The organism is Anaerosolibacter carboniphilus (genome assembly GCF_014205875.1).
Classification (GTDB): domain Bacteria; phylum Bacillota; class Clostridia; order Peptostreptococcales; family Thermotaleaceae; genus Anaerosolibacter; species Anaerosolibacter carboniphilus.
In genome coordinates this window covers 41,333-62,861 of record NZ_JACHEN010000031.1, presented here as the reverse complement: position 1 = coordinate 62,861, position 21,529 = coordinate 41,333, and the positions used below count along the sequence as shown (strand labels likewise).

Below are 21,529 nucleotides of genomic sequence, written 5' to 3'. Positions count from 1 at the left end.
TATCAAAGCTAGTTGCATAAATATAGCGCCAATCAATGGATTGACGCTACACATTTTTAATTATTTCCACTGTCTACTTGACAGGGGGCAGTTCAAAGTGACTGCGGTTTTTTGTGAAATAATTTCCTAAACCGTGTGCACGGATTTATGTTTGCTAAATACAACGATTCTGTTTATCATCATATTGATTGGAAAAAGTGAAAGGAAGATCTATCATAGTTGAATCAATGATCTAAATTACTGGCAGTTCTATGTTGACTCTTCGCCTTCCAAATATTTTTATTGCGTTATCAACCACGTGGTAATACAGCTCTTCAAATATTCTCTAGTCTCTATTCTCATTCTTTTTTGAAAGCTGTGATACGCTAGGGATATTAATCAATCTCATTAACTTTTTGTTGTTTGATATGCTTGTTTGTAGTTCTCTTAAGCTGCTTAAACCCTTTAGCTGAAAGTAGAGCATTGATAGCAAATGAGATGCGGTATCAAAGTGTTGTGTCGGTAATCAGAATTATACTTTTCACTAATTTATCTAAAACTCTACCACTAATTACTTCTGTTATTTTATTGAAAAATATTCTGTTATTATTGAACATGAAAAGAATCTCCTTTGGAATGTTGTTACGATAACTTCATTAAACCAAAGAAGGTTCTTTTTTTCATTATTAAATTTTTACCATGCCAAGTGTTACATATTTCTTTGATGCAACACTTGTAGGTGGTAGCCCCTTTTTCAGATGAGGAGGCTCAATGTAAGTAACCCTTGTATGAGTGGTGAATATTCTAATATATGGTGCTCCGACATATAATCTAGTATGTAACTGAGGGGGTCTTGCAATGATCAAGCTTGCTTTGATAGGCTGCGGAAAATGGGGAAAGAATTATCTGAAAACCATAACTGCAATAGTGGGCTGTGAATTGAAGTGGGCCTGCGACCTTGACTATCAAAAGCTAAATCAGGCCGCTCCTGTTTACCCTCAGACGAGGTTCACTGAAAACAAGGCAGATATATTGAATGACAGTGAGGTACAGGGGGTTATTATAGTCACAACACCTGAAAGCCATTACATGCTGGCGAAGGAAGTAATAAACAAAGGCAAAGCTGTTCTCATAGAAAAGCCTGTGACAATTAACAGGAAAGACAGTAATGATCTGATTGAATTGGCTGCTGCTCAAAATACCATATTGATGGTCGGCTACACATTGATTTACCATCCTGCTGTCAAAAAGATAAAGGGGCTCTTAGAAGAAAAAGATATTATTGATGAGCTATATTACTTGAACATGTCCAGAACCAGTTCGGCCTCTCAGGCTCCCAACGTAGATGTTCTTCATGATCTGGCAGTTCATGATATCTATCTTTCACGCCACTTGATAGGAGTCGACCCAATTTGGGTAATTTCCCATGGGGAAAGTTATAATCAAAGTCCTTATAACAATGTTATTAATATACTGATGGGTTTCCCGGATGGTAAAACAGCTTCTATATTTGCGAGCTTCATTCATACCGAAAAAACCAGGAAAATTACACTGGTCGCATCGAAAACAAAATTAGTATTTGATAATGCACAGGCCACCGATAGAAAAATCCAACTCTTCGTTAACGGAGAGCTGGAGCATTTCTTGGCAGTTGAAGAGAATTTAGAACCTCTGACACAGGAGTGCCTTCATTTTATCGAATGCATTAGAGAAAACAAGGAACCCCTTAGCTGCAGAGAAAATATAGATTTTGTGGCAAAAATAACTGATTGCATTTCTGACTCTCTCGCAAAAGGCGGAGAAAAAATCATCATCCACTGATGGAGACGGTAGGCATTATAATCAGGTAAGTGTGGTGAAGTTATGTTGGTTGTAAAGAGCTATTCAAAAGAACATGAGAATAAATGGGAGGGATTTGTTGGTTCCTCAGTTAACGGCACTTTTATGCAGGAGAGAAAATTCCTAGGTTATCATCCTTCAGACAAGTTTTCAGATCATTCCCTGATATTTATGGAGGATAAGAGAATCATTGCCGTTCTTCCTGTTGCCGTAGTACAACAAGCGGATAAACGAATCCTATATTCTTACCCCGGCGATTCCCATGGAGGGCTGATTATCAAGTCCAGTCTAAGCACTAAAAAATGCTTGGAGTTAGTAAGTGCACTTGTTGAATATTGCGCCATGAATGGTTTTGACTATATACGGCTAAAACCCGTTCCGAGGGTTTACCATAGTGGGCTTTCGGATCAACTTGACTTTGCATTAAGGTTCTCGGGGTTTGAAATTGAGTATACAGAGCTGGCTACAGCCCTTGAGCTTAAGAAAGGCGAGGATCATTTTTTAAAGCAGGTGATGAGTTCCACAGCTTTTCGAAACTATCAAAAGGCACTGAAATGTGGACTTTCGGTTATTGAGGATGCGGATATAAATGATTATTGGGCTGTATTAGAGAATAAGCTTGAACATTGCCCACGACGACTGATACCAGCACATGCGGCCGCTAAACCTGATTTTTGGTTATATGATGGAGTGGGGACGAAAAAACAGTTTTACTTATTTGGATTGGGGTATTTCCACTGAGGGAAAAGGAAGCAGCGTCAATACCGGGCTATTCCGTTTCAAAGAAGGATATGGAGGGCATGGGGTATTGCGGGAGTGCTATTTGTATGCTGGAAACAATAATAAATAGTTTAGTGGGGTAGGGCAATGAAATTAGCAGGTCATCAACCGAATTATATTCCCTGGCCGGGATACTTTGTTAAGATGGCACAGTGTGATATTTTCTTTATTTTAGATACTGCGCAGTTTCAAAGAGGCAGTTCATTGGATAATAGGAATCTTATCAAAACTTCCCAAGGGACTCAGATGCTCACTGTGCCGGTCAAACGCAAAGGAATGGGCTTGCAGCGATTTGATGAAGTTATTGTTATACCGGGTTGGAAAAGGAATCATCTTATGGCATTTCAAGTAAACTACGCAAAGGCACCTTATTTCGAAGAAGTTTTCCCGATAATGGAGCAGGTATTGCAAGATACCGGGTATCTTATAGATACCAACATAGCTTTTATCAGGCTTGTATATGACCTGCTCGGATTGGAAACAAAGCTTGTTTTTTTATCAGATTTACCTCAATTTGCCGATCTTAGAAAAAATGAACTGATAGCTGCTATCTGCTGCCACTTTTCTGCTGACTGTTACCTGTCCGGCATGGGAGGGAAGGCATATAATCAGCCCGAGATTTTTGAAAAACAGGACATTAAGTTGGAATATCTGGACTATCAGCCTGTAACATATCCGCAGCTTTGGGGTGGCTTTATCCCCAATCTGTCTATAGTTGATATGTTATTTAACTGTGGGGCGGAGGGCACACGCAAGCTTTTGTTGAGAGAGGTATAAGTATGATCAGGCTGCTGTTTTTTTCACAAAGTTCGAAATATACGCTTGGGTTGCCACAGGGTTTTAGGGAACTGAACTGCCCTGTTTTTGTACTGAGGGATTTAAGTAGAAGTTCTATAAAAGAGGCAATTGACCACTTTAGGCCTGACCTTATGATAACAACGGGATGGGCTTACCGCCGACATAAACGTGAGCATGTAGATGAGCTGGTCAAAAGAGTTGCTAAATATAAGGAAAACATGTCTATTGAGCAACTGAAGATCCAAGATGGACCGAAGCGTGTTCCTTCAAGTGTATTGAAATCTATAAACCTGATGCAGTTATGACCATACATCCTGATAGTGTAAATAAATACAGGGAGTTGGGGCTTCCTGCCGGGCATCTGGATTTTGGCTGCAATCCGGAATTCAATAAGTATGAACCGCCAAGCAGTAAATATGATTATGATGTGGCTTTAGTCGGTAATGGCGGAAAAGATTGGAAGTCCGATCGGAAGGATAGCGTTCAGATACTTTTAAGGCCCTTGGTCGAAAGGAGCTATAACCTTGCGATCTGGGGTAAGAGATGGGACCGTTTCAACGAGGAACTGATGGGTTTTAAGCTTCCGAAGCATATGCTCAAAGGGGAGCTGCCCTATGAGGAAACAAACAAGGTTTATAATTCAGCCAAAATAATAATAGGATTGCAAAACGACCAGACAATGCTGACTTCCAGGACTTTTGAAGTACTGGGTTCAGGGGGGTTTTTGCTGACAGTACCTACGTAGTCGGTCAATAATTTGTTTACAAACAATTTTCATCTGACATGTTCATATTCTCACGAAGATACAGTCAGGCTTGTCGATTACTTTTTGAAGCATGAGGCAGAGCGTCAGGCAATAGCGCAAAACGGGCAGCGGGAGGTCTACTCAAAGCATACGTATAAGGAACGTGCCCGTCAGGTTTTAAAATTCATGCAGTTATATTGAAAGGAATTGAAATGTATAACCAGACAACCATCAATCATAAGGTTTTCGTAATGGGCACCAGTATAGCTGGTGAAACCGGGTTTTGAGCATGTATATCACCTATATACCCTTGGGGTCAATAACCGGAGCAGTTTCATAGAGTTCCTAGAAGCACAGGGTATAGGGTATGGCATCCATTATCCCACAGCTATCCCTGACCAGCCCCTATATCAGCAGGGAGAAATCCTCGGATTTTTCACAAATACCCGCATAGCTGCCGAAAGGGTAGTTTCAATACCCGTTCACCCGGGATTAACAGAACAGGAGGTTGATTACATTGTCAGCAGCTTACAAAAATATGCATGAAATCAATGGCCCTCTGAGTGTATTGGTTACAGGTTCAGGTTCGGTGTACGGTCTAGGTATTATCAGGGCACTTAAAGCATCGGTACTGCCTGTTGAAGTAACAGCAATTGACACTAACCCATATTCCCTAGGTCTATTTTTTGCCGACAAAGGCTTTATAGCTCTCCGGGCAGCAGATGAAGAAAGCTATTATAAGTTTATTGAAAACCTTTGTAAAGATCATCAGATTAAAGCGATATTTATCGGCTCTACAGCAGAGCTTTCATTTTATGCAAGAAATAGAGAATCCCTTGAAATGTCTACAGGAGCAAAGGTGTTTGTAAATTCTCCTACAGTGATAGAGCTTTGTACTGATAAGTGGCTGACCATGTGCCATTTATCACGCTCCGGTTTTCAGATTCCTACAAGTATCAGGTATCCTGAAGATGCTGGTATGCTTTCCTCATTTATTGAAAGTACGGGTTTTCCCTTGATCGTCAAACCTCGTGGGGGACGTGGCTCAGAAGGTGTCGTTCTGGTTAAAGATAAGCAGCAGTTGCTTGAAAATGTAAAGGGTAAGAAAGACTTAATTATACAGGAATACCTCACAGATGAGGAGCAAGAGTTTACCGTGGGGATTTGTATGAATCAAAAGGGAAAGGTTATTTCCAAAATCGCTTTAAGGCGGTATTTGCAGGAAGGAGTTTCTATTGCTGCAGTTTCTGATGGTTATCACGACATTGCAGATTATTGTGCCAGAGTTGCAAGTACACTAGGAGCGTATGGGGCTATAAATATTCAATTGCGCCTCAAAGATGGAATGCCGGTAATTTTCGAAATAAATCCCAGATTCAGCAGTTCCACAGGTATGCGGTTACTATTTGGAATAAATGAGCCGGAAAGCTTAATTCGCTCAGAAGTGCTTTGCCAGGAGGTAATACCCGGCTGCGCAGCAACTGGCCTTGTATTGAGGCAATACAGCGATTATTACTTCCCACTAGATAAGCTAAACTCGCTTTCTACAGCCAGGCTTCACCATATAAAGTGAAAAGGCTCCATACGATTTTTGTTTGATGTGTCCGTTACGACGGAGGTATCCAGTTATTAGTAATGATATAAAAACCGCAGCTACAGCGGTACCGAGAACCGTACCATAAGTAATTATTGTCTTAGCAACTTCCCATTATCCATATACTTGGCAATTTCAAAAAGTGAAATTGTAAGACAGTATTTATTTAGGAAAAATTGAAGTATTAAAAAAGGTCAACGGATAAAATCTGTTGACCTTTAATATTTAGCTTCTTCACGAAAAATGAATCTATTCTACCAGATTGGAGATCCTTCCAATCCAAACCCACAGAATTATTTACACTCCCATTCCATATGGCTAACTCCCAGCGAGAACAACTTTATTTCTACCAGTTTGTTTAGCTTTATATAATGCATTATCAGCTTCTTTTATTAATCTACTAAGATCCAGTGTTGTATCAGGATAAATTGCAATACCAATTGATACAGTAATACTTATTATTTTACCGTTTGATAGAATAAATGCGTTTTGTTCCACGTTTGAACGAATACGTTCAGCTATACTTATTGCTTGCTGTGGATGACAATCTATTAGCATTACGGAAAATTCTTCTCCACCATTTCTTGAAACTATATCAAAATTTCGGCATATTTTAAGCAGAATTTTGCCAAGTTCTTTCAGTACAATATCGCCTTCTTCATTATGCTGGCGTAGCCACTTGTATATGGTAATTTCATGAACACCAAGATCATTAGCTACACTTTTAACGCTACGACCTTGCTCTTTAACTAATCGAACTGTTTCAAGTTTAAAGTCTTGATCATAAGGTTTTTTCTTACTCATTGAGGACATCTCCGTCTTAGTCTTATTATACTAGCTTTGGTGTGTGTCCATCAAATCGGGTATGATTCAACATAAATTAATGCATACTTTATATAAGTCGATGGGTTAATAAATCTAAAGTATAGAAATCCTGAAAAAGCAAAAATGAGAATTAAAGATAACAGCACATAAAGAGAAATCCACTTATAAGACAAAACAAGCAGTTTTCCGCATTGTTCACATTTGACTTGACGGATATATTCGTTATTAACAATTAACTTTTTCCATAATGGAACTGCTTGTCCTAAGCAATTTGGACATTTAGCAAACACAGTAATCACCTCAAAAGTAATTTGAATTATTGTAACATGTGTAGTATTTCACGTCAATTAAATGTAGTCCTAATGTAGCAAAGTATACGAATATCACTAAATTGAGGTTTAGTTTAGAAAATCTGATATAGATGAATAGAAATCTTACAATATTAGGATATTCGTTATATGGCTATTCAAATAGAAAAAGAGACCTATGGAGTGGTCTCTTTAGGACTAGGCAATAGGGGGTCATCCCCATATTTATTAGGTCCATCTGTACCTTTTTTAATCGCCAAAATCAATATGAAAATAAGTATTAGAATATTGAAACCAAGAAGATTTGTAATTTCACCAAGAATATGTAAAAAAGCAATCGTTAGCATACAGTAACCTGGAAGATTAATATCGTGTAGACGCTGTATTGATTTTAGTATAACAATTATTGATAAAGTTGTAGTGAAGAGGCTAAAAATTAGCAGAAAAGCCTGATTAACTCTACCATCAATAATCATTTCTAAAATAATAAATATGCCCGCGATGAGTTGATATAAGTTGTATTTCTGTCGATTGATACGGCCTTTATATGAAAAGATATGTTTTAAAATTGTAATCACTCCTCTTACAAGAATAGCATTATTTTACAACAACAGTCCATTTTAGTAAATAAGGCTACAAGTGGATTATTGATTTTAGGAGCATAGGTTTTGGTACTTTGATATATCACTATCTGTGGGATGGCATATAATACTAAATTTGCAGTTTGTGGAGTGTGGGCAATATGAGAATTATAAAACTACTAAAATGCCATATATTCAATAAGCATGATTATAAAATAATTTCTTATGAATCAACACCAAAAGGATATAGGCAACGTTTCTTTTGTCCAATTTGCGGATCAAGAAAAGTAAAAATTAAAGTTATACGAAATATACCAGATTATTCAACAATGAAATTTCGTGAAATATAAGATTAATGGAAAATGAAAGGGGAATGGAAATGATAACATTAGGGAAAAAGGCAAAGGATAAAATCACTGGATTTGAAGGAATTATCACAGGAAGGGCTCAGTATTTGTATGGGTGTGATCAATACTGTATCGCTCCACCTGCACGAGACGGAGAGATTAAGCACAGTGAATGGTTTGATGAAGGTAGAATATTAGTGGTTGGTGATGGTGTAAAACCTGAGGATGTGGGAGTAGAGAAATCTGGGGGACCAAATAGAGATTGCCCAAGATAGAAGATACGAATAATAAGTTTTCCGAGGAACTTAACATACTACATAAATGTATAACTCCCGTACTGAATTCGGCAGGAGGGGAGTTCAAGGGGGAAAGCTTAGGACAGAAGTTAAGTGCGAGAAATGTGGTAGAACCCTCTGTGACCTAGAAGGGAAAGTTAAGATCAGATTAAAGAAGTTATTATATTGAAAATTATGTTTTCAGGAATTCAGCATAGATACCGAATTGTATTGTAGAATGGCTTGAAATGGATAGGTTGTAGGAAATACATAAAAAGAGAAAGGCTTGTTAAACAAAAACACTATTGCCGAGGAAATAGTGAAATTTAAACGTTTTGAGACAAAATTAGTGTTTAAAAACAGAATCCTGAAGAAGCGAGTCGAAAGATGCTAAAGTTGTATTTAGCGAAGATGTTTAGGAACATAAAATAAATACAAGAAAGACCAATATACAGGAGTTGATATAGGTGATATATCATATCTGAGTATTACAGCAGAACCTATAACCAGCATTGTAACTAGTAATGCTGCCACATATTTTTTACTACCACAGATAGAAATAAGTCTAGCTTTATAATTGAATATTCTATCAAGTAGATAAAGTATTAAAATCAAAATCGCCGAAGAAAAAATTAAGGGCAAAGCATTCATAGGAAAATCATCCTTTCAAATCTTAGTAGGATGATTATATCAAAAGTATACAATAATTACCACAATGGGGAATAAGCAAGGAATAAATAGTTAGTGCGATTTTAAATCGGAGCATTAAAGAACATGAAAAATAAAGCAATTAATCCTATAATAGCTCCAATAATACCTTTCATTCTTTGGATTACGAAATATGACTTAGGTGGTTTTTTATGAGATTTCCATTCTTCCGTTATATGCCAAACCAAATGTGGATTGATCGCGGTTAACAGTGAGAAAATGGTACCGACTACAAAAAATAGTTTGAAAACAATTAAAAATATCATAAAAAATCCCATAATAATACCTCCTAAAATAAGATTTCGTCTGAAATAGAATTTAGGCCCCTCTTATGACTCCGACTGCAACAAATACGAGAAAACTTAGCAGGAAGCAGATAAAGAAGAAGGGGATTGCAAAGGGCCTCCATTTTGGGTAACAACGGGCTATCCAAAAAGTAAATATAGCATTGATAATAAAATACAAGATACGTGCATTATGCTCAGATATGAATGTACCAAAGGCTATAATATAAAAAATAGAAAGCTCCATATAAACGGAGTTATTATCCCAAATATAATTAACAGACAGCCTTTTTTATCATCATTGTCCATAAAAAGTCTCCTTTAAATACTCGTTTGTATATATGAAAGATAGATATAAAATATCTCAATGATATTTTGAGAATTAAGATGAATATAAGGTCATAGTCGAAAAATTGAGGTTTCACGAACAAAGCAAAAAAGATACATTAAAAAATTGTACCTAAATAGAAGTTAATCTAAATTATTCCGATTTGTATAGGATTCGAAACCCTCAAGTATGATGAGTAAAATTTGACAAATGATTTTCCATATAACAATTGAAACTATGAATACGCATCCTCCTACAAAGATACCTTTCATAACATTTGGCCCAGTTGTGAAAGTGTAAAAACCCGGTTGCTCGGCTGGAACTTGAATCTGCATAGGAGATAAAATGGCAAAGTATTTTCCTAACCAAGATGCAGAGAAGAACAAAGGGAATATACCAATATAAAAAAGTCTTTGTAGTAAATTAAAGGCAGATTCTTTTTTAAAAGATAGGAACTTTTCAAACACGTAAATACCCCCTGAATTAATCAAATTCAGAATAATGATATTATGGAAAATTATTACAGTCAAATTCATATTTCTTTTAAGAGAGATGTACTAAATTATGTTTTAGTGCATGATTAGAGGAAAAGAATGATACTTGTAGATGAAAAGGGAAACATTTACGAAAATGGAAATTTAATAGGGCGATGTTCAGTTATAGAGCATGTAAATCTAAAAGATAATCATTGCCCACAAGGGTACTACATACAGTTACATGTCTGTTTGAGATGTAAGCATTTTAGAAATGCATAAATATATAAAAATAGCACAGTACCTTGAATAAAAACTACAGGGTACTGCAAAAGAATCCTATAATTATGCAACGGGTGCGAAATTTACAGTTAGTCGTGTCTTAATTATTTGATGAAGTAAATAAAAAACTGTTCTTTGGAAATTGAATAATGTGATATTGGGAAAATATGTTGAATTTGACTGGAATATAGATTGAAATTTAACAATTTTAAAAAATATTTTGCTTTCTATTTTAAAGCGTAGTAGTCTTGTAATGAAGAAATTATCTATTCTTTAAAGGAGGCGAAGAAAGCAAATGATGGATATTATGATTGAAAAGATGCCAGCATATCGGATTGCTTACATAAGGCAGATTGGTCCTTATGGAATTCAGAATGTGCAAACGATGGAAGAGTTAAAAGAATGGGCGAAACTTAACCATTTATTCAATGACGAATCTATAATCTTTGGAATTGCTCAAGACAATCCCGAAACTACTAGACCTGAAGACTGCCGTTATGATATCTGCATTGTTGTTTCAAACGACTATTCAGTAATTGACGACTATGTAAGAGAAGGTAATATTGTTGGAGGGAAATATGCTGTTTTTAAAATTCATCATACAGCAGAAGCAGTTCAGCAAGCGTGGATTGATATTTTTCCAGAATTATTAAGGCAAAGATATCAACTTGATGAATCAAGACCAATTATCGAAAGGTATATGGTTCAAATGGTTAACAATCATTATTGTGAAATTTGTTTACCCATATATTAAAGTAGTCATTGGATAAATTTTCAATTTATCAAGATAATACTTACCAAGATATAATTAATGAAAAACATATTACAATATCGCATTATTCAAAATGAATTTGCGGTATTTTTTTATTACGCAAATCAACTATGATATGCACTAAATATGAGTTTTGTCAACAAATATAAGAGCTCCTATCAAAAAGACAGAAGCTCAATAAAAAAGGAGAATTTAGCTACTTACATTATAACCCTAGAGAATTTGTCCAAATCAGAAAAATTATTATTAATTAAAGTTTTCTGAGAAACCTAACATACTACATAAATCTATGGCTCCTGTTCTGAACTCGGCAGTATGGGAGCCCAAGGGGGAATGCTTATGACAGAAGTAAAGTGCGAGAAATGCGGTAGAACCCTTTGTGAACTAGAAGGGAAAGTCAGAATTAAGTGCAGAAAATGTGGCCATATGAATTACATAGTTGCTGATACAGCGGACCAAGCGCCCCAGGGAAATTGACACCCTGGGATTTTTCTATTGTGGGAGGAATTAGGATGAGAATAAAAGTACGAAAGAATCATTGTAAGGGATGCACATGGGTTAAACATTTAGAGGGAAGGCTATATTGTCCCTTTGAAAGATGCATTAAGAGATACGGGTGGACTGAGCATAAGTAATTGAAAGGGGTGGGAAGATGATCGAGGTTAAGGAAAAATACTACAAGATGGCAGAGAAGGCATTGAAATATTATCATCTATTGAGGGCGAATATTGATAATCTTGAGGACGAGTTGCTGGAAGTCGACCTCGAGTTGGGAGCAAAGGCTATCGATTACAGTAGAGAGAAGATTGGACAGACATTTAAAATTAATCATCCGGTAGAAGAAGAAGTAATCCATAGAGTAGAGAAAAAGGATATGATTCAGAGGCAAATTGATTTCTTGAATAATAAACTGGCCAGGGTGGACAGAGCACTAGAGTCGTTGGATGAAGTAGAGCAAAAGGTTATTATCAGCAGGTATCTAAAGGGAAGGCCATGGTATAAGATAGCCTATGAGGTTAGCTATAATGAAAGATGGTGTAAGGAAGTAAGAAAGAGAGGAATCAGTAAGGTAGCAGTTGCACTATATGGGAATACAGCACTTATAGAGCACGAATTCCTGGATGCTATGTGATAAGATGATATCGTAGAAATTAGTTTCAAGTTTATAAGCAAATTTAGGAATTTTTCCTAGAGAGATCAAATTTAGTTATTTAAAAAGGACTTTAGTACAAAGAGTAGAATATAATTAGTAGAAACTGGAAGATTAGGTGGAGGCTTATGACTGAAGATATGAAGGATGAAAAAGAAAAGGTTTATACAGCAAGCAAAGAGCACATTAAGAAAGCTGTCTTTAAATCACTTGCTATAGCTGCAGCATATAGTGTGTTTATGCTTCTAATAGGGAGAAGTACATTTACTTTCTTAAGTATTTTTGTTGGGATTATACTCGGTGCTATTTTTTTATTTACTGTTAATGCAATTTCAAAGAATAAAGTGTTTGTTGCCAATGAGTATATAGCCTTTAAACCCATATATACCAATGAAATGGATACATACAACTGGCATAGAGTTACTTCGGTTGCTATTGGAAATGTTGAGGATAATAGAGGGAGAGTTCCTGTCACAATTTATGGAGTGCAAATGGTTTATTTTAGAGATACTCTAGACGATGAAAAGGTAGCAACATCAATTGCATTTGCATTAGATCATTTTGTTGATTATGATTTATTGATTGATGATATCAAACAGATATGTATCACTAGAGGCATTAGCGTTCAGGATGGTAGATAGGGATATTTGTATAGGGCAAAGATGCATGCTTGCTACCTTTTTTCGGTGGAATCTATCTGTGATAGGCTATAATTGAGATTGAAAGGGGAGATAAAATTGAATGTTATACTAGCTTTGATTATTATTCCGTTGGTGATTTTTCTAATTACTTGGTTATTTCAATGGCTTTGGAATATTACAGTGCCAGGAATATTTGGTTTAAGGGAAATTACATTTTGGGAAGCTTTTAGATTAATTATTATGGCAGGCATCTTGTTCGGCGGTGGTCGCTGGACTAATATTGGAGGATGATAGAGTCTTTTAAAGGCTCTTTTTTCATTCTCAAAACAACTCAAAAGCATGTAGTGTCGAGGTGGTGGTATGTTAGAAATTAGAGCTCCAGATACAAAAGAGTTAGCAAAAGCAGATTACCTGAAAGGTATGAAGTATAAAGAATTAGCTGAGAAGTACGGTGTCACCTTAAATACTATCAAATCATGGAAGCAACGATATGAATGGGATAGAAAAAGTGTGCACACAAAAGAATCAGAAAGCAAAAAGGGTGCACACAAAAAAAGAGGCGCACCAAAAGGAAATAAGAATGCTGAGAAACATGGGTTCTTTTCCAAGTGGCTTCCGGAAGAAACATTGGAAATCATGAATGAAATAGAAACTAGATCACCTATTGATCTTCTTTGGGATAACATTAAGATAAAATATGCAGCTATCATTAGAGCTCAAAAGATCATGAATGTTAGAGATAAGCGCGATGAGACCAAAGTATTAAAGAAGAAGAAAGGCCAGTATTTTAATAAAGATGATGAAGTTAAGTTTCTCCCACTTGAAGAGGAATGGGAATACCAGCATGCGTGGGATAAATACGCCAATTTTCTTAATGCTCAATCAAGGGCCATGTCTGAACTCAGAAGTATGATTAAACAATATGATGCAATGCTACATTCGGACCTCGCTACTGAAGAACAGAAATTAAGGATAGAAAAACTTAAGAGTGAAATTGATTCAGTCGGCAAGTCTGGAGAAGATACAAAAGACTGGGTAGAATCTATAAAAGATATCGCCAATAGGAGGAAAGCAAAATGAATCCTCTTACAGAACTATTAGATATATACTGGGATAATCCCGTAGCCTTTACAGAAGATATGTTAGATTTTTATTGTGATTCTTGGCAGGAAAAAGTACTTATGGATTTAGCTTCGAGCCCTAAGGTAAGTGTAAGGTCAGGTCAAGGGGTGGGTAAAACTGGATTAGAATCTATAGCAGCTTTATGGTACTTAGCATGTAGGCCATTTCCTAAGGTAATTGCTACAGCACCAACGAAGCAGCAGCTTCATGATGTTCTTTGGGCCGAGATATCAAAATGGTTAGCAACCAGTAAGATAGAAAGACTCCTAGAATGGACGAAAACAAGGGTCTACATGAAAGGTATGGCGAAAGATGGTTTGTCACTGCTAGGACTGCGACACGACCTGAAAACATGCAAGGATTTCATGAAGAGTATATGTTATTTATCGTAGATGAAGCATCCGGCGTTGCTGATCCAATCATGGAAGCTATACTCGGTACCTTATCTGGAAAAGAAAATAAGCTCTTGATGTGTGGAAACCCTACAAGAATCAGTGGGGTTTTTTATGATTCTCATCATAGAGATAGGGCCGATTATAAGACTCATAAGATATCTAGCTTAGATTCTCCAAGGACCTCAAAAGAAAATATAGAGATGCTTAAAAGAAAGTATCATGAGGACTCAGATGTTTATCGCATAAGGGTACTTGGTGAATTTCCAAAAGCTGAACCAGATACCTTTATTGCCTTAGAACTTGCTGAGCTGGCAACTAAGGCTAAAATTGATTCTGTAGGTGATACAATCCATCTTGGAATTGACGTTGCTCGATTTGGTGATGATGAGACGGTCATTGCTCCGAGAATTGGTTCAAAAGTATTTAAGCTACACTGCTATTCGAAGAATGATACCATGGTAACTGCCGGGTGGGGAATTAGTATCGCTAAACAAATGCTTGAGAAGTTCCCTACTGCATACAAAGTTTGCTTCAAGGTCGATGATAGCGGTGTAGGCGGTGGCGTTACAGATAGGCTCAATGAAGTAATCAGAGAGGAAGAATTGGAAAATTGGGAAGTGATACCCGTAAACAACGGATCATCCTCTGATGATGAACACTATGATAACAAAGGGACTGAATGCTGGGCCGCTGTTAGAGATATTTTACAAGAAAATTTCTCTGATCATGTGCAGGGTAAAGATCCTATTATTGAGCTACCAGATGACGAGAAACTAATTTCTCAGCTTACTACGAGAAAATACCGTATGACAAGCAAGGGGAAAATCGCACTAGAAAGAAAAGAAGAAATGAAGAAGCGTGGGCTTCAGTCACCGGATAGAGCAGATGCAGTCGTATTGGCATTCTATGAACCACCTGATAAGAATCCATTCTACGTCTCTGTACTAGAACGGTAAAGGAGGTGAGATATTGAGATTAAGAGATTTTTTTAAAAGAAAAAACAAACAAACTCCTGATGGAGTAACAATCCAAACCAGGACAGGGTATCAGCACCCTTTCAATGCAATTAATCAATATGTTCCTCTAAGGGTTGAGTATGAGCTTTATAAGACTATGAGGGAAGCGGTTCCGGTACTAGACACAGCTGTATCAAGAATTGTGAGACTGGTTGGGAAATTTGATATTGAATGTGATAATGATAGACAGCAACAGGAGATTAGAGATTTCCTTGAAAATGTAAAAGTGAATTCTAATCAGAAGGGTATCTATGCATTTGCAGCCAGCTATTTAGATCAATTGATTGAATGTGGGAACAGTGCTGGAGAAATTGTTCTAAATAACCGTAGAAATGATCTTTACGCACTAAAGAATGTTGATATTTCCAGCATTAGATTAAGACAGACAGAAAACCCCCTTGAGAATTCAATCTCTCAAATACAACCAGGTCATTATGAACCAAAGGTCCTTCCGTATCAGGATCTTATTTTATTTACGCCCCTTAATCCAAAAGGTGATTCGCCCTATGGAGTATCCTTATTTCGATCGATGCCTTTTGTTACGGGGGTTCTATTAAAGATATTCAATTCTATGGGTACAAATTGGGAGAGATTCGGTAATGTTCGATATAGTGTAATCTATAAGCCTCAAGATGATAAAGAGGACATAAATAAGATTAAAGAAAGAGTAAAGCTGATCGAGGCTTGCAGAGGGCTATCAGCCATATGATGTTAATAATGCACTTTGGTTTCCAAATCCCCCTAGTAATTTAGTAGCAACAGCAGGTGATGCTCAAGTAAATCTTACATGGGATGCAGTTGAAGGAGCAACAAAATACTATATTAAAAGATCATTAACAGCTGGTGGAAATTATCAAACAGTGGGAGAAGCTGTTTATGGAGATGGAGAAAGCTACACAGATAAGGGTCTAGATAATGGAAATACATATTATTATGTTGTTTCAACAATAATTGATGGCGTAGAGGGTCCAGATTCAAATGAAGCATCTGCTACACCACGAGGGACTATTGTAACTCCGCAGCCAACAGGTGACAAGGCAATATTAACAATTACAATGGTAAACGGAGTAGAGAAAGAGTATGATTTGCCAATGTCCAAGGTATTAGAGTCTATTTCTTGGTATGAAAGCGAAGGAGCCGACAAGCCGTACTTTTTATTTGATAAAGATTTCAATATAGGGCCTTTCAAAGCAAGAAAAGATTATATAGCATTTGATAAAATAGCATCTTTTGAAGTAAATGAATATGATGCAGAGTAACTTGTTGCAGGAGCTTAGGCTCCTGCTTTTCCTTTTACATAGAAACTTTGTTTTGCGTAGTTAATAGAAATTATGTAATATGATATAAACAGATAAAGCGATGATTTAGCACTCGCAAAGTGGCAATTTGATAATTGTACGGATGTTTGATAATATTTTCAAGCTGTGAATGAGGAGCTCTACATATAAATAATAATCCTATTGCTAGTAACTAATTCAAAAGGAGGGATTAGCCTTTGAATGCTAAAGGAATTAATGAATTTCCAGAATTAGAAACAAGTCGACTATTATTGAGAAAGATAACAAGCGAGGATGCAAAGGTCTTATTAAATTATTGGTCTGATGAAGATGTAATACGTTATATGAATATCGAATCATTAACAAAAATTGAATTCATACATGAGATGATAGACTTGCTAAATAATCTCTACGACAATAGGCAGGCTATAAGATGGGGGATTATTAATAAGGAAAATAACCATTTGATTGGAACATGTGGTTATAATAGTGGGCTTGATGAAAATGAGCATACCGGTGAAATTGGGTATGAAATAGGGAAAGAATATTGGGGGAAAGGATTTATGCAAGAGGCGCTAAAAAGTGTAATTGATTATGGATTTCAGACAATGGATTTAAATAGAATTGAAGCATTGGTTATGCTAGAGAACATAGCCTCTATTGAACTGTTGAAGAAGTTAGGATTTAAAGAAGAAGGAGTCTTAAGAGAACATGGGTTCTATAAAAATAGTTTTTGGGATGAATATTGCTTCTCTCTATTGAAGAGAGAATGGATGATCTGATTTATCTTCTAAATGAATAATTGATAGAAAGTGGGATTTCTCCTACCTTCTATTAATTTGAAGGAAATCTAAGGATAATAGCGAAAAATAAATTAAAACTTCTAAGTCGTACAGATTAAAAATCATGAAGTATGATTGTTCATTCGATTCTGTTTGAGGAGGAGACTGTTTATATGAATATAACTGTAAGACAGGAAACAGCGCAGGATTATAAGGTGACAGAGTTTATTGTGGAAAAGGCGTTTGAAAATGCAGAGTATAGCGACCATAAAGAGCAGTTTTTAGTTGCGAGGCTGAGAAAAAGTGCTTCTTTTATACCTGAGCTTTCCCTTGTAGCAGAGCTTGACGGAAAAACCGTAGGGCATATTATGCTTACAAAAATATTTATTCAAAATGAAGTGAAAGAATATGAATCATTAGCGTTAGCGCCTGTTTCAGTTTTACCACAATACCAGAATAAAAGTATCGGTAATGCACTTATAATTGAAAGCTTAAAAATCGCAAAACAGTTAGGGTTTAAGTCCATAGTTCTACTTGGGCATAGTAAATATTATCCACGATTCGGCTTTAGACCTGCTAGCATATGGGGAATTAAAGCTCCATTTGATGTGCCGGACGAAGCTTTTATGGCGTTGGAACTTGAAGAAAGAAGTCTTGAAGGTATCGCAGGAACTGTTGTTTATCCAAAAGAATTTTTCGAATAGGTTGTCTCAGCCTCAAAACTAAAAGGTCAACAGATAAATAAGTCTGTTGTCCTTTCTTTTTTAAAAGACAAAAAATCAAATATGGTTATTTGTTTTTTATTGCTAACAACAAATTACGACAAGATAATCCATGAAAAGATATTAAAATATAACTAATAAGAGCCAATAAATATAAAAGGAGGGCATATGGAAAACGAGGAGAAGATAGCAGAGACATATACAGCTTCAACGAATGATAAAGTAGTACAGGAGAATAGCGAAAGTATTCATAATTCGAAGCCACATCCATTCTATGCAGGAGTATGCGACTGGTATATAGTTGCCACTATCTATGCTGCTATTATAGCGTTGATAGAAAGTGTGAAGGGTTCAAGTTTATTTGAATCAGCTTTAACTACGTTCATTATGGCTATAACCACCAATATTCTGATAATCGTTTTAGTTATTTTCTATCATAAAATAATATCTAAAAGAGTATTATGGCTTAGCCCTGGTGAGAAAATTGCTGGAAAGTTTATTATAAGTGGTGAAAAGGTGTGGAAAAATCCATATTCACTTAATAGATGGGGATTATTCTTTTTTAGCATTTTAACATTAATTGTTCTAGGTAACAATTTTGATGGAATATCTAACGGTTATCAGTATACACTAGCCAGATTAATTGGCATGTACATTAGTACTTTTTTGCAGATTATGGGCTTGATTTTAATTGGCCAAGGACAGTTAAAAGCATCTTTTATATTTATAGGTATACATGTATTAAGTATTTTTGTAGGATTTCAATTAAGTAATTATAGCGAATATGAAATGATAAGCACATTTGTGTTTAAATTCTCGATAATACTCTTATTTCTGGATGTTATAGTATTTTCAATCTATTATTTTTTACATAAAAAGATATTGTTGTTAAAACAACAATGAGAATGAAGAGAGAGGCCTAAGCTATTTAGAAGTCAATTTTGCAACATTAAATGGAAAAGGTAGGTTAACTTCTTGAAGAGGCACTAATGAGTGCAATAAAGACTACAATAGCATTTTCTCGTTTGGCATAACATTAACTTACTTGAGATGATCTAAAAATAATCTAGTGAAAATATCAATTAAATCCAAATATTACATGTTAGGAGATGAAGAATACATGCAAATCAAAGGTTTTATTTCGAAAATTATACTGTTATCACTTTCTGCAACTCTTCTTTTAGGGTGTAGTTCGAAGGACGAAAATAAGGATTTAGCCCTTAATAAAGCTCCAGAGAGTATTGTAGACTCTTCTAAAGAAAGTATTACTGAAGAACAATCAACTCAGACCCTGCAAGTTTCAGTTGAGCAGTCAACTTCTACACAATCAGTAGAAACCAAAGAAAAAGAGGTACCTTTAGATTATGAATTTCATAAAAAGTTAAATATCTTCTTTAGTAATTTCTCTGAAGTATACATGCCTGATTTTAAAGAAGGTGATGTAACGAATGAAGCATTGATTCATTTTTCATGGTGGCATAACTATATTAATAATTCTAATTCTCTTAAGAGTTTTAATAACGATGGTTATGGATACATATCTGAAAATCAAATCTATAAGAGTATCAATAAGTATTTCGGAATAGACATGACGACTAGAAATCTTAGTGATGTAGAATCAAAACGAGAGAATGGCTATTATAAGGAGATCTGTGCTGATGGAGAAGCCTTTCCGTTTTCCCAGCTAACAAAACTGCTAGACAACGGTGATGGAACTTATACGGCGGATGTAGACATTTATGATCCTCAAGCGCTAGATATCTGTAGTTATGAACCAAAAGATAAGTGGGATGAAGAGACATTAGTAGAATCAAAGCTTTCAAGAAAAATGAAATGTCTCATTAAAAAAGAAGGGGATAGGTATGTTTTATTAGAGTATTTGACTCAGATGAACTACTAATCATTTTGTAATTTATTTTGAAAGGAGTATTGCAACTAATGAAGAAAAACACTATATTATTTTTTATATTTTTATCTATACTTGTTACTAGCATCCAGCAGATTACATTTGCAGGAAATATAACTTTTCCAGATGCAAAATATAGTTGGAGCAGAAGTTATATTGAAAAATTGGCTGAGAAGAAAATAATGAATGGCTATACTGATGGTACATTTAAACCAGACAATAAGGTGACTGTATATGAGTTTACAACTATTCTTATTAAAGCATTAGGGCATAATCCGCCAGCTTCAACAGAAGGAAATTGGTATGATAGCTATATTAATAAGGCAATGGAGCTATCAATTATAAAGGAAGGCGAATTTAGTGATTACACGAAGCATATTAATCGCGTTGAAGCAGCCAGAATGATTACTAGGATGATAGGGAAAGAGACAGAAGCAGTAGAGTGGATAAATAAAAAAGAAGAAAATCTAAATTATTCAAATATTTGGGGATCAGATATTCAAGATGTGCCATATGAATTAAGGGTTTATATCAAGACGATCCGAGATAACGATTTAATGAGGGATCATGAAATGGGAAAATTCTTTCCCTATAGTCCTTTAACAAGGGCAGATGTTGCAAAATTATTCTATATGGCAATAACTAAAATTAATAAAGATTTCTTTAAAAGTTATGGAGCATATAAAACCCTAGATCAGTTACAATCGATAGATTTAGGACCATTAACCGATAATAAAGAAGAAAATAGTAAAAAGCTATTTAATACCTTAGGACTTAAAGATGGATATTTGTGGGAAAGTCATGGTGAGGATTTTAGTAGTCGGAAGATATATTATGCCAATGTAAACGATCTACCAGTAAAAGTTGGAAATGTAATGGTTAGAGGAGTTGAAATTAAGCATAAAGACAAATATAACGGTGATATAATTGCAATTAAGCTTACAAACCTGCTCGATGAAAGGGAATTACATTCTAGTGTTGGCATTGGCTTAATTGATAGCAAGTATTTTAGACCAAGGAGAATATGCAATTTTTCAAATGAAGATGGATATTATAATTATTTTTATGATCTGTATCCGGACTTTTCGGGGTTAAGCGGACTAACTCAATCAATTATGCCAAATCAAGATTATACTGCAATTACTTTTTTGCAGGAACCGTTAGAATCAGAATTAATAAAGAATGTTTCAAAGCCCACTAAGAGTAGCATTGATAAAATCGCTATATTTACCAAATCTAAATATATAGGTTATAATGGAACAATAGCAGAGAAAGGTGAGCAACCAATTTTAATTATAAATTTAAAATAGATGAAAGGCACATTAGCTATATAAATAGTTACTGTGCCTTTCATTTTTGTTTAGGCTTTTGATGCACATTAATTTTTAAAAGACATGGTGACCGCTCTTTCAGCACAGGTAGGCACTCATCCGCACCTTTACTATACTGAAAGAGGCGTGTAGAAGTAACCTCCATAGGATTGAATTTAGTCCTACAAACTGGAATTTACTCTTTCACTTTATTGCTGCATTTTTTATTAGTCTTTACACAGAACAAACGTTCGGGTATAATTATATTAATACAATGATAATAGGGTTGA

At 35.6% G+C, this 21,529-nt stretch carries 26 protein-coding genes and 3 pseudogenes; 23 read left to right on the top strand and 6 right to left on the bottom strand.

Annotated features, from left to right (window positions below; all coding sequences use genetic code 11):
- Positions 1 to 325: 325 nt before the first annotated feature.
- Positions 326 to 484: pseudogene (locus HNQ80_RS26730) on the bottom strand (DUF4372 domain-containing protein); the annotation flags it as partial.
- Positions 485 to 837: 353 nt separating this feature from the next.
- On the opposite strand from HNQ80_RS26730, the gene HNQ80_RS20330 reads away from it, so the two are divergent.
- The 7 genes and pseudogenes from HNQ80_RS20330 (at position 838) to HNQ80_RS20295 (ending at position 5,714) form a co-directional block, all read left to right on the top strand.
- On the top strand, positions 838 to 1,800 hold the full coding sequence (locus tag HNQ80_RS20330) for a Gfo/Idh/MocA family protein (RefSeq protein WP_184312523.1): 963 nt from the start codon (positions 838 to 840) through the stop codon (positions 1,798 to 1,800).
- Positions 1,801 to 1,842: 42 nt separating this feature from the next.
- Positions 1,843 to 2,559, top strand: coding sequence for a GNAT family N-acetyltransferase (locus HNQ80_RS20325; protein WP_184312522.1), 717 nt, complete (start codon positions 1,843 to 1,845; stop codon positions 2,557 to 2,559).
- A gap of 126 nt (positions 2,560 to 2,685) precedes the next feature.
- Complete coding sequence (locus tag HNQ80_RS20320; protein WP_184312521.1) at positions 2,686 to 3,375, top strand: WbqC family protein; 690 nt, start codon at positions 2,686 to 2,688, stop codon at positions 3,373 to 3,375.
- A gap of 50 nt (positions 3,376 to 3,425) precedes the next feature.
- A complete protein-coding gene (locus tag HNQ80_RS20315; RefSeq protein WP_207727122.1) occupies positions 3,426 to 3,701 on the top strand; it encodes a hypothetical protein in 276 nt (91 codons plus the stop codon).
- A pseudogene (locus tag HNQ80_RS20310) lies at positions 3,698 to 4,342 on the top strand (CgeB family protein). Before HNQ80_RS20315 ends, HNQ80_RS20310 begins: the two are co-directional and overlap by 4 nt.
- A 69-nt stretch (positions 4,343 to 4,411) precedes the next feature.
- Positions 4,412 to 4,687 (top strand): DegT/DnrJ/EryC1/StrS family aminotransferase, encoded by a 276-nt coding sequence (locus HNQ80_RS26720; protein ID WP_408626362.1) that lies wholly within the window; start codon positions 4,412 to 4,414, stop codon positions 4,685 to 4,687.
- The gene (locus tag HNQ80_RS20295; protein ID WP_184312517.1) at positions 4,659 to 5,714 is read left to right on the top strand and encodes an ATP-grasp domain-containing protein; all 1,056 of its coding nucleotides are present in this window, start codon (positions 4,659 to 4,661) and stop codon (positions 5,712 to 5,714) included. The genes HNQ80_RS26720 and HNQ80_RS20295 overlap by 29 nt, the downstream gene beginning before the upstream one ends.
- Before the next feature lie 339 nt (positions 5,715 to 6,053).
- Here the strand turns inward: HNQ80_RS20295 and HNQ80_RS26095 are convergent, their stop codons facing one another.
- The 3 genes and pseudogenes from HNQ80_RS26095 to HNQ80_RS20285 form a co-directional block, all read right to left on the bottom strand.
- Positions 6,054 to 6,383 (bottom strand): GGDEF domain-containing protein, encoded by a 330-nt coding sequence (locus HNQ80_RS26095; protein WP_330602983.1) that lies wholly within the window; start codon positions 6,381 to 6,383, stop codon positions 6,054 to 6,056.
- 9 nt (positions 6,384 to 6,392) lie between these two features.
- Positions 6,393 to 6,539 (bottom strand): annotated as a pseudogene (locus tag HNQ80_RS26090) (transposase); the annotation flags it as partial.
- Positions 6,540 to 7,044: 505 nt separating this feature from the next.
- Positions 7,045 to 7,446 (bottom strand): DUF805 domain-containing protein, encoded by a 402-nt coding sequence (locus HNQ80_RS20285; RefSeq protein ID WP_184312515.1) that lies wholly within the window; start codon positions 7,444 to 7,446, stop codon positions 7,045 to 7,047.
- 382 nt (positions 7,447 to 7,828) lie between these two features.
- Here HNQ80_RS20285 and HNQ80_RS20280 point away from each other — a divergent pair, with 382 nt between their 5' ends.
- Entirely contained in the window at positions 7,829 to 8,071 is a 243-nt protein-coding gene (locus tag HNQ80_RS20280) for a hypothetical protein (RefSeq protein WP_184312514.1), read from the top strand.
- A 752-nt stretch (positions 8,072 to 8,823) separates the two neighbouring features.
- On the opposite strand, the gene HNQ80_RS20270 is transcribed toward HNQ80_RS20280, so the two are convergent.
- Complete coding sequence (locus HNQ80_RS20270) at positions 8,824 to 9,057, bottom strand: DUF6199 family natural product biosynthesis protein (protein ID WP_184312512.1); 234 nt, start codon at positions 9,055 to 9,057, stop codon at positions 8,824 to 8,826.
- 477 nt (positions 9,058 to 9,534) lie between these two features.
- Complete coding sequence (locus HNQ80_RS20265; protein ID WP_184312511.1) at positions 9,535 to 9,858, bottom strand: hypothetical protein; 324 nt, start codon at positions 9,856 to 9,858, stop codon at positions 9,535 to 9,537.
- Between the two features lie 583 nt (positions 9,859 to 10,441).
- On the opposite strand from HNQ80_RS20265, the gene HNQ80_RS20260 reads away from it, so the two are divergent.
- The 15 genes from HNQ80_RS20260 (at position 10,442) to HNQ80_RS20195 (ending at position 21,239) form a co-directional block, all read left to right on the top strand.
- Positions 10,442 to 10,900 carry an AraC family transcriptional regulator gene (locus tag HNQ80_RS20260; RefSeq protein ID WP_330602982.1) on the top strand — a complete coding sequence of 153 codons (459 nt, stop codon included), beginning with the start codon at positions 10,442 to 10,444 and terminating at the stop codon, positions 10,898 to 10,900.
- 357 nt (positions 10,901 to 11,257) lie between these two features.
- On the top strand, positions 11,258 to 11,395 hold the full coding sequence (locus HNQ80_RS20255) for a Com family DNA-binding transcriptional regulator (RefSeq protein WP_184312510.1): 138 nt from the start codon (positions 11,258 to 11,260) through the stop codon (positions 11,393 to 11,395).
- 175 nt (positions 11,396 to 11,570) lie between these two features.
- The gene (locus tag HNQ80_RS20250; RefSeq protein WP_184312509.1) at positions 11,571 to 12,050 is read left to right on the top strand and encodes a hypothetical protein; all 480 of its coding nucleotides are present in this window, start codon (positions 11,571 to 11,573) and stop codon (positions 12,048 to 12,050) included.
- Between the two features lie 146 nt (positions 12,051 to 12,196).
- On the top strand, positions 12,197 to 12,709 hold the full coding sequence (locus tag HNQ80_RS20245; protein WP_184312508.1) for a hypothetical protein: 513 nt from the start codon (positions 12,197 to 12,199) through the stop codon (positions 12,707 to 12,709).
- 96 nt (positions 12,710 to 12,805) lie between these two features.
- On the top strand, positions 12,806 to 13,000 hold the full coding sequence (locus HNQ80_RS20240) for a hypothetical protein (protein ID WP_243183447.1): 195 nt from the start codon (positions 12,806 to 12,808) through the stop codon (positions 12,998 to 13,000).
- A gap of 69 nt (positions 13,001 to 13,069) precedes the next feature.
- Entirely contained in the window at positions 13,070 to 13,789 is a 720-nt protein-coding gene (gene terS / locus HNQ80_RS20235; protein WP_184312507.1) for a phage terminase small subunit, read from the top strand.
- Positions 13,786 to 14,223 carry a DEAD/DEAH box helicase family protein gene (locus tag HNQ80_RS26540; RefSeq protein ID WP_330602981.1) on the top strand — a complete coding sequence of 146 codons (438 nt, stop codon included), beginning with the start codon at positions 13,786 to 13,788 and terminating at the stop codon, positions 14,221 to 14,223. The genes terS and HNQ80_RS26540 overlap by 4 nt, the downstream gene beginning before the upstream one ends.
- Complete coding sequence (locus HNQ80_RS20230) at positions 14,208 to 15,182, top strand: hypothetical protein (RefSeq protein ID WP_330602980.1); 975 nt, start codon at positions 14,208 to 14,210, stop codon at positions 15,180 to 15,182. Before HNQ80_RS26540 ends, HNQ80_RS20230 begins: the two co-directional genes overlap by 16 nt.
- Before the next feature lie 13 nt (positions 15,183 to 15,195).
- Complete coding sequence (locus tag HNQ80_RS20225) at positions 15,196 to 15,951, top strand: hypothetical protein (protein WP_184312506.1); 756 nt, start codon at positions 15,196 to 15,198, stop codon at positions 15,949 to 15,951.
- Between the two features lie 151 nt (positions 15,952 to 16,102).
- Entirely contained in the window at positions 16,103 to 16,501 is a 399-nt protein-coding gene (locus tag HNQ80_RS20220; RefSeq protein ID WP_184312505.1) for a hypothetical protein, read from the top strand.
- A gap of 236 nt (positions 16,502 to 16,737) precedes the next feature.
- Positions 16,738 to 17,301 carry a GNAT family N-acetyltransferase gene (locus HNQ80_RS20215; RefSeq protein ID WP_207727121.1) on the top strand — a complete coding sequence of 188 codons (564 nt, stop codon included), beginning with the start codon at positions 16,738 to 16,740 and terminating at the stop codon, positions 17,299 to 17,301.
- A 173-nt stretch (positions 17,302 to 17,474) separates the two neighbouring features.
- The gene (locus tag HNQ80_RS20210) at positions 17,475 to 18,005 is read left to right on the top strand and encodes a GNAT family N-acetyltransferase (protein WP_184312504.1); all 531 of its coding nucleotides are present in this window, start codon (positions 17,475 to 17,477) and stop codon (positions 18,003 to 18,005) included.
- Between the two features lie 186 nt (positions 18,006 to 18,191).
- Positions 18,192 to 18,926: a hypothetical protein gene (locus HNQ80_RS20205; protein ID WP_184312503.1), complete on the top strand. Its 735-nt coding sequence runs from the start codon at positions 18,192 to 18,194 to the stop codon at positions 18,924 to 18,926.
- A 217-nt stretch (positions 18,927 to 19,143) separates the two neighbouring features.
- A complete protein-coding gene (locus HNQ80_RS20200) occupies positions 19,144 to 19,923 on the top strand; it encodes a hypothetical protein (protein WP_184312502.1) in 780 nt (259 codons plus the stop codon).
- A gap of 38 nt (positions 19,924 to 19,961) precedes the next feature.
- A complete protein-coding gene (locus tag HNQ80_RS20195) occupies positions 19,962 to 21,239 on the top strand; it encodes an S-layer homology domain-containing protein (protein WP_184312501.1) in 1,278 nt (425 codons plus the stop codon).
- Positions 21,240 to 21,529 lie beyond the last annotated feature (290 nt).

Excerpts from the sequence above, each read along its gene's own strand:
- HNQ80_RS20330 (WP_184312523.1), top strand. The coding sequence starts at position 838 with ATGATCAAGCTTGCTTTGATAGGCTGCGGAAAATGGGGAAAGAATTAT.
- HNQ80_RS20325 (WP_184312522.1), top strand. The coding sequence starts at position 1,843 with ATGTTGGTTGTAAAGAGCTATTCAAAAGAACATGAGAATAAATGGGAG.
- HNQ80_RS20320 (WP_184312521.1), top strand. The coding sequence starts at position 2,686 with ATGAAATTAGCAGGTCATCAACCGAATTATATTCCCTGGCCGGGATAC.
- HNQ80_RS20280 (WP_184312514.1), top strand. The coding sequence starts at position 7,829 with ATGATAACATTAGGGAAAAAGGCAAAGGATAAAATCACTGGATTTGAA.
- HNQ80_RS20270 (WP_184312512.1), bottom strand. The coding sequence starts at position 9,057 with ATGGGATTTTTTATGATATTTTTAATTGTTTTCAAACTATTTTTTGTA.
- HNQ80_RS20260 (WP_330602982.1), top strand. The coding sequence starts at position 10,442 with ATGATGGATATTATGATTGAAAAGATGCCAGCATATCGGATTGCTTAC.
- HNQ80_RS20255 (WP_184312510.1), top strand. The coding sequence starts at position 11,258 with ATGACAGAAGTAAAGTGCGAGAAATGCGGTAGAACCCTTTGTGAACTA.
- HNQ80_RS20250 (WP_184312509.1), top strand. The coding sequence starts at position 11,571 with ATGATCGAGGTTAAGGAAAAATACTACAAGATGGCAGAGAAGGCATTG.
- HNQ80_RS20245 (WP_184312508.1), top strand. The coding sequence starts at position 12,197 with ATGACTGAAGATATGAAGGATGAAAAAGAAAAGGTTTATACAGCAAGC.
- terS (WP_184312507.1), top strand. The coding sequence starts at position 13,070 with ATGTTAGAAATTAGAGCTCCAGATACAAAAGAGTTAGCAAAAGCAGAT.
- HNQ80_RS26540 (WP_330602981.1), top strand. The coding sequence starts at position 13,786 with ATGAATCCTCTTACAGAACTATTAGATATATACTGGGATAATCCCGTA.
- HNQ80_RS20230 (WP_330602980.1), top strand. The coding sequence starts at position 14,208 with ATGTTATTTATCGTAGATGAAGCATCCGGCGTTGCTGATCCAATCATG.
- HNQ80_RS20210 (WP_184312504.1), top strand. The coding sequence starts at position 17,475 with ATGAATATAACTGTAAGACAGGAAACAGCGCAGGATTATAAGGTGACA.
- HNQ80_RS20205 (WP_184312503.1), top strand. The coding sequence starts at position 18,192 with ATGGAAAACGAGGAGAAGATAGCAGAGACATATACAGCTTCAACGAAT.
- HNQ80_RS20200 (WP_184312502.1), top strand. The coding sequence starts at position 19,144 with ATGCAAATCAAAGGTTTTATTTCGAAAATTATACTGTTATCACTTTCT.
- HNQ80_RS20195 (WP_184312501.1), top strand. The coding sequence starts at position 19,962 with ATGAAGAAAAACACTATATTATTTTTTATATTTTTATCTATACTTGTT.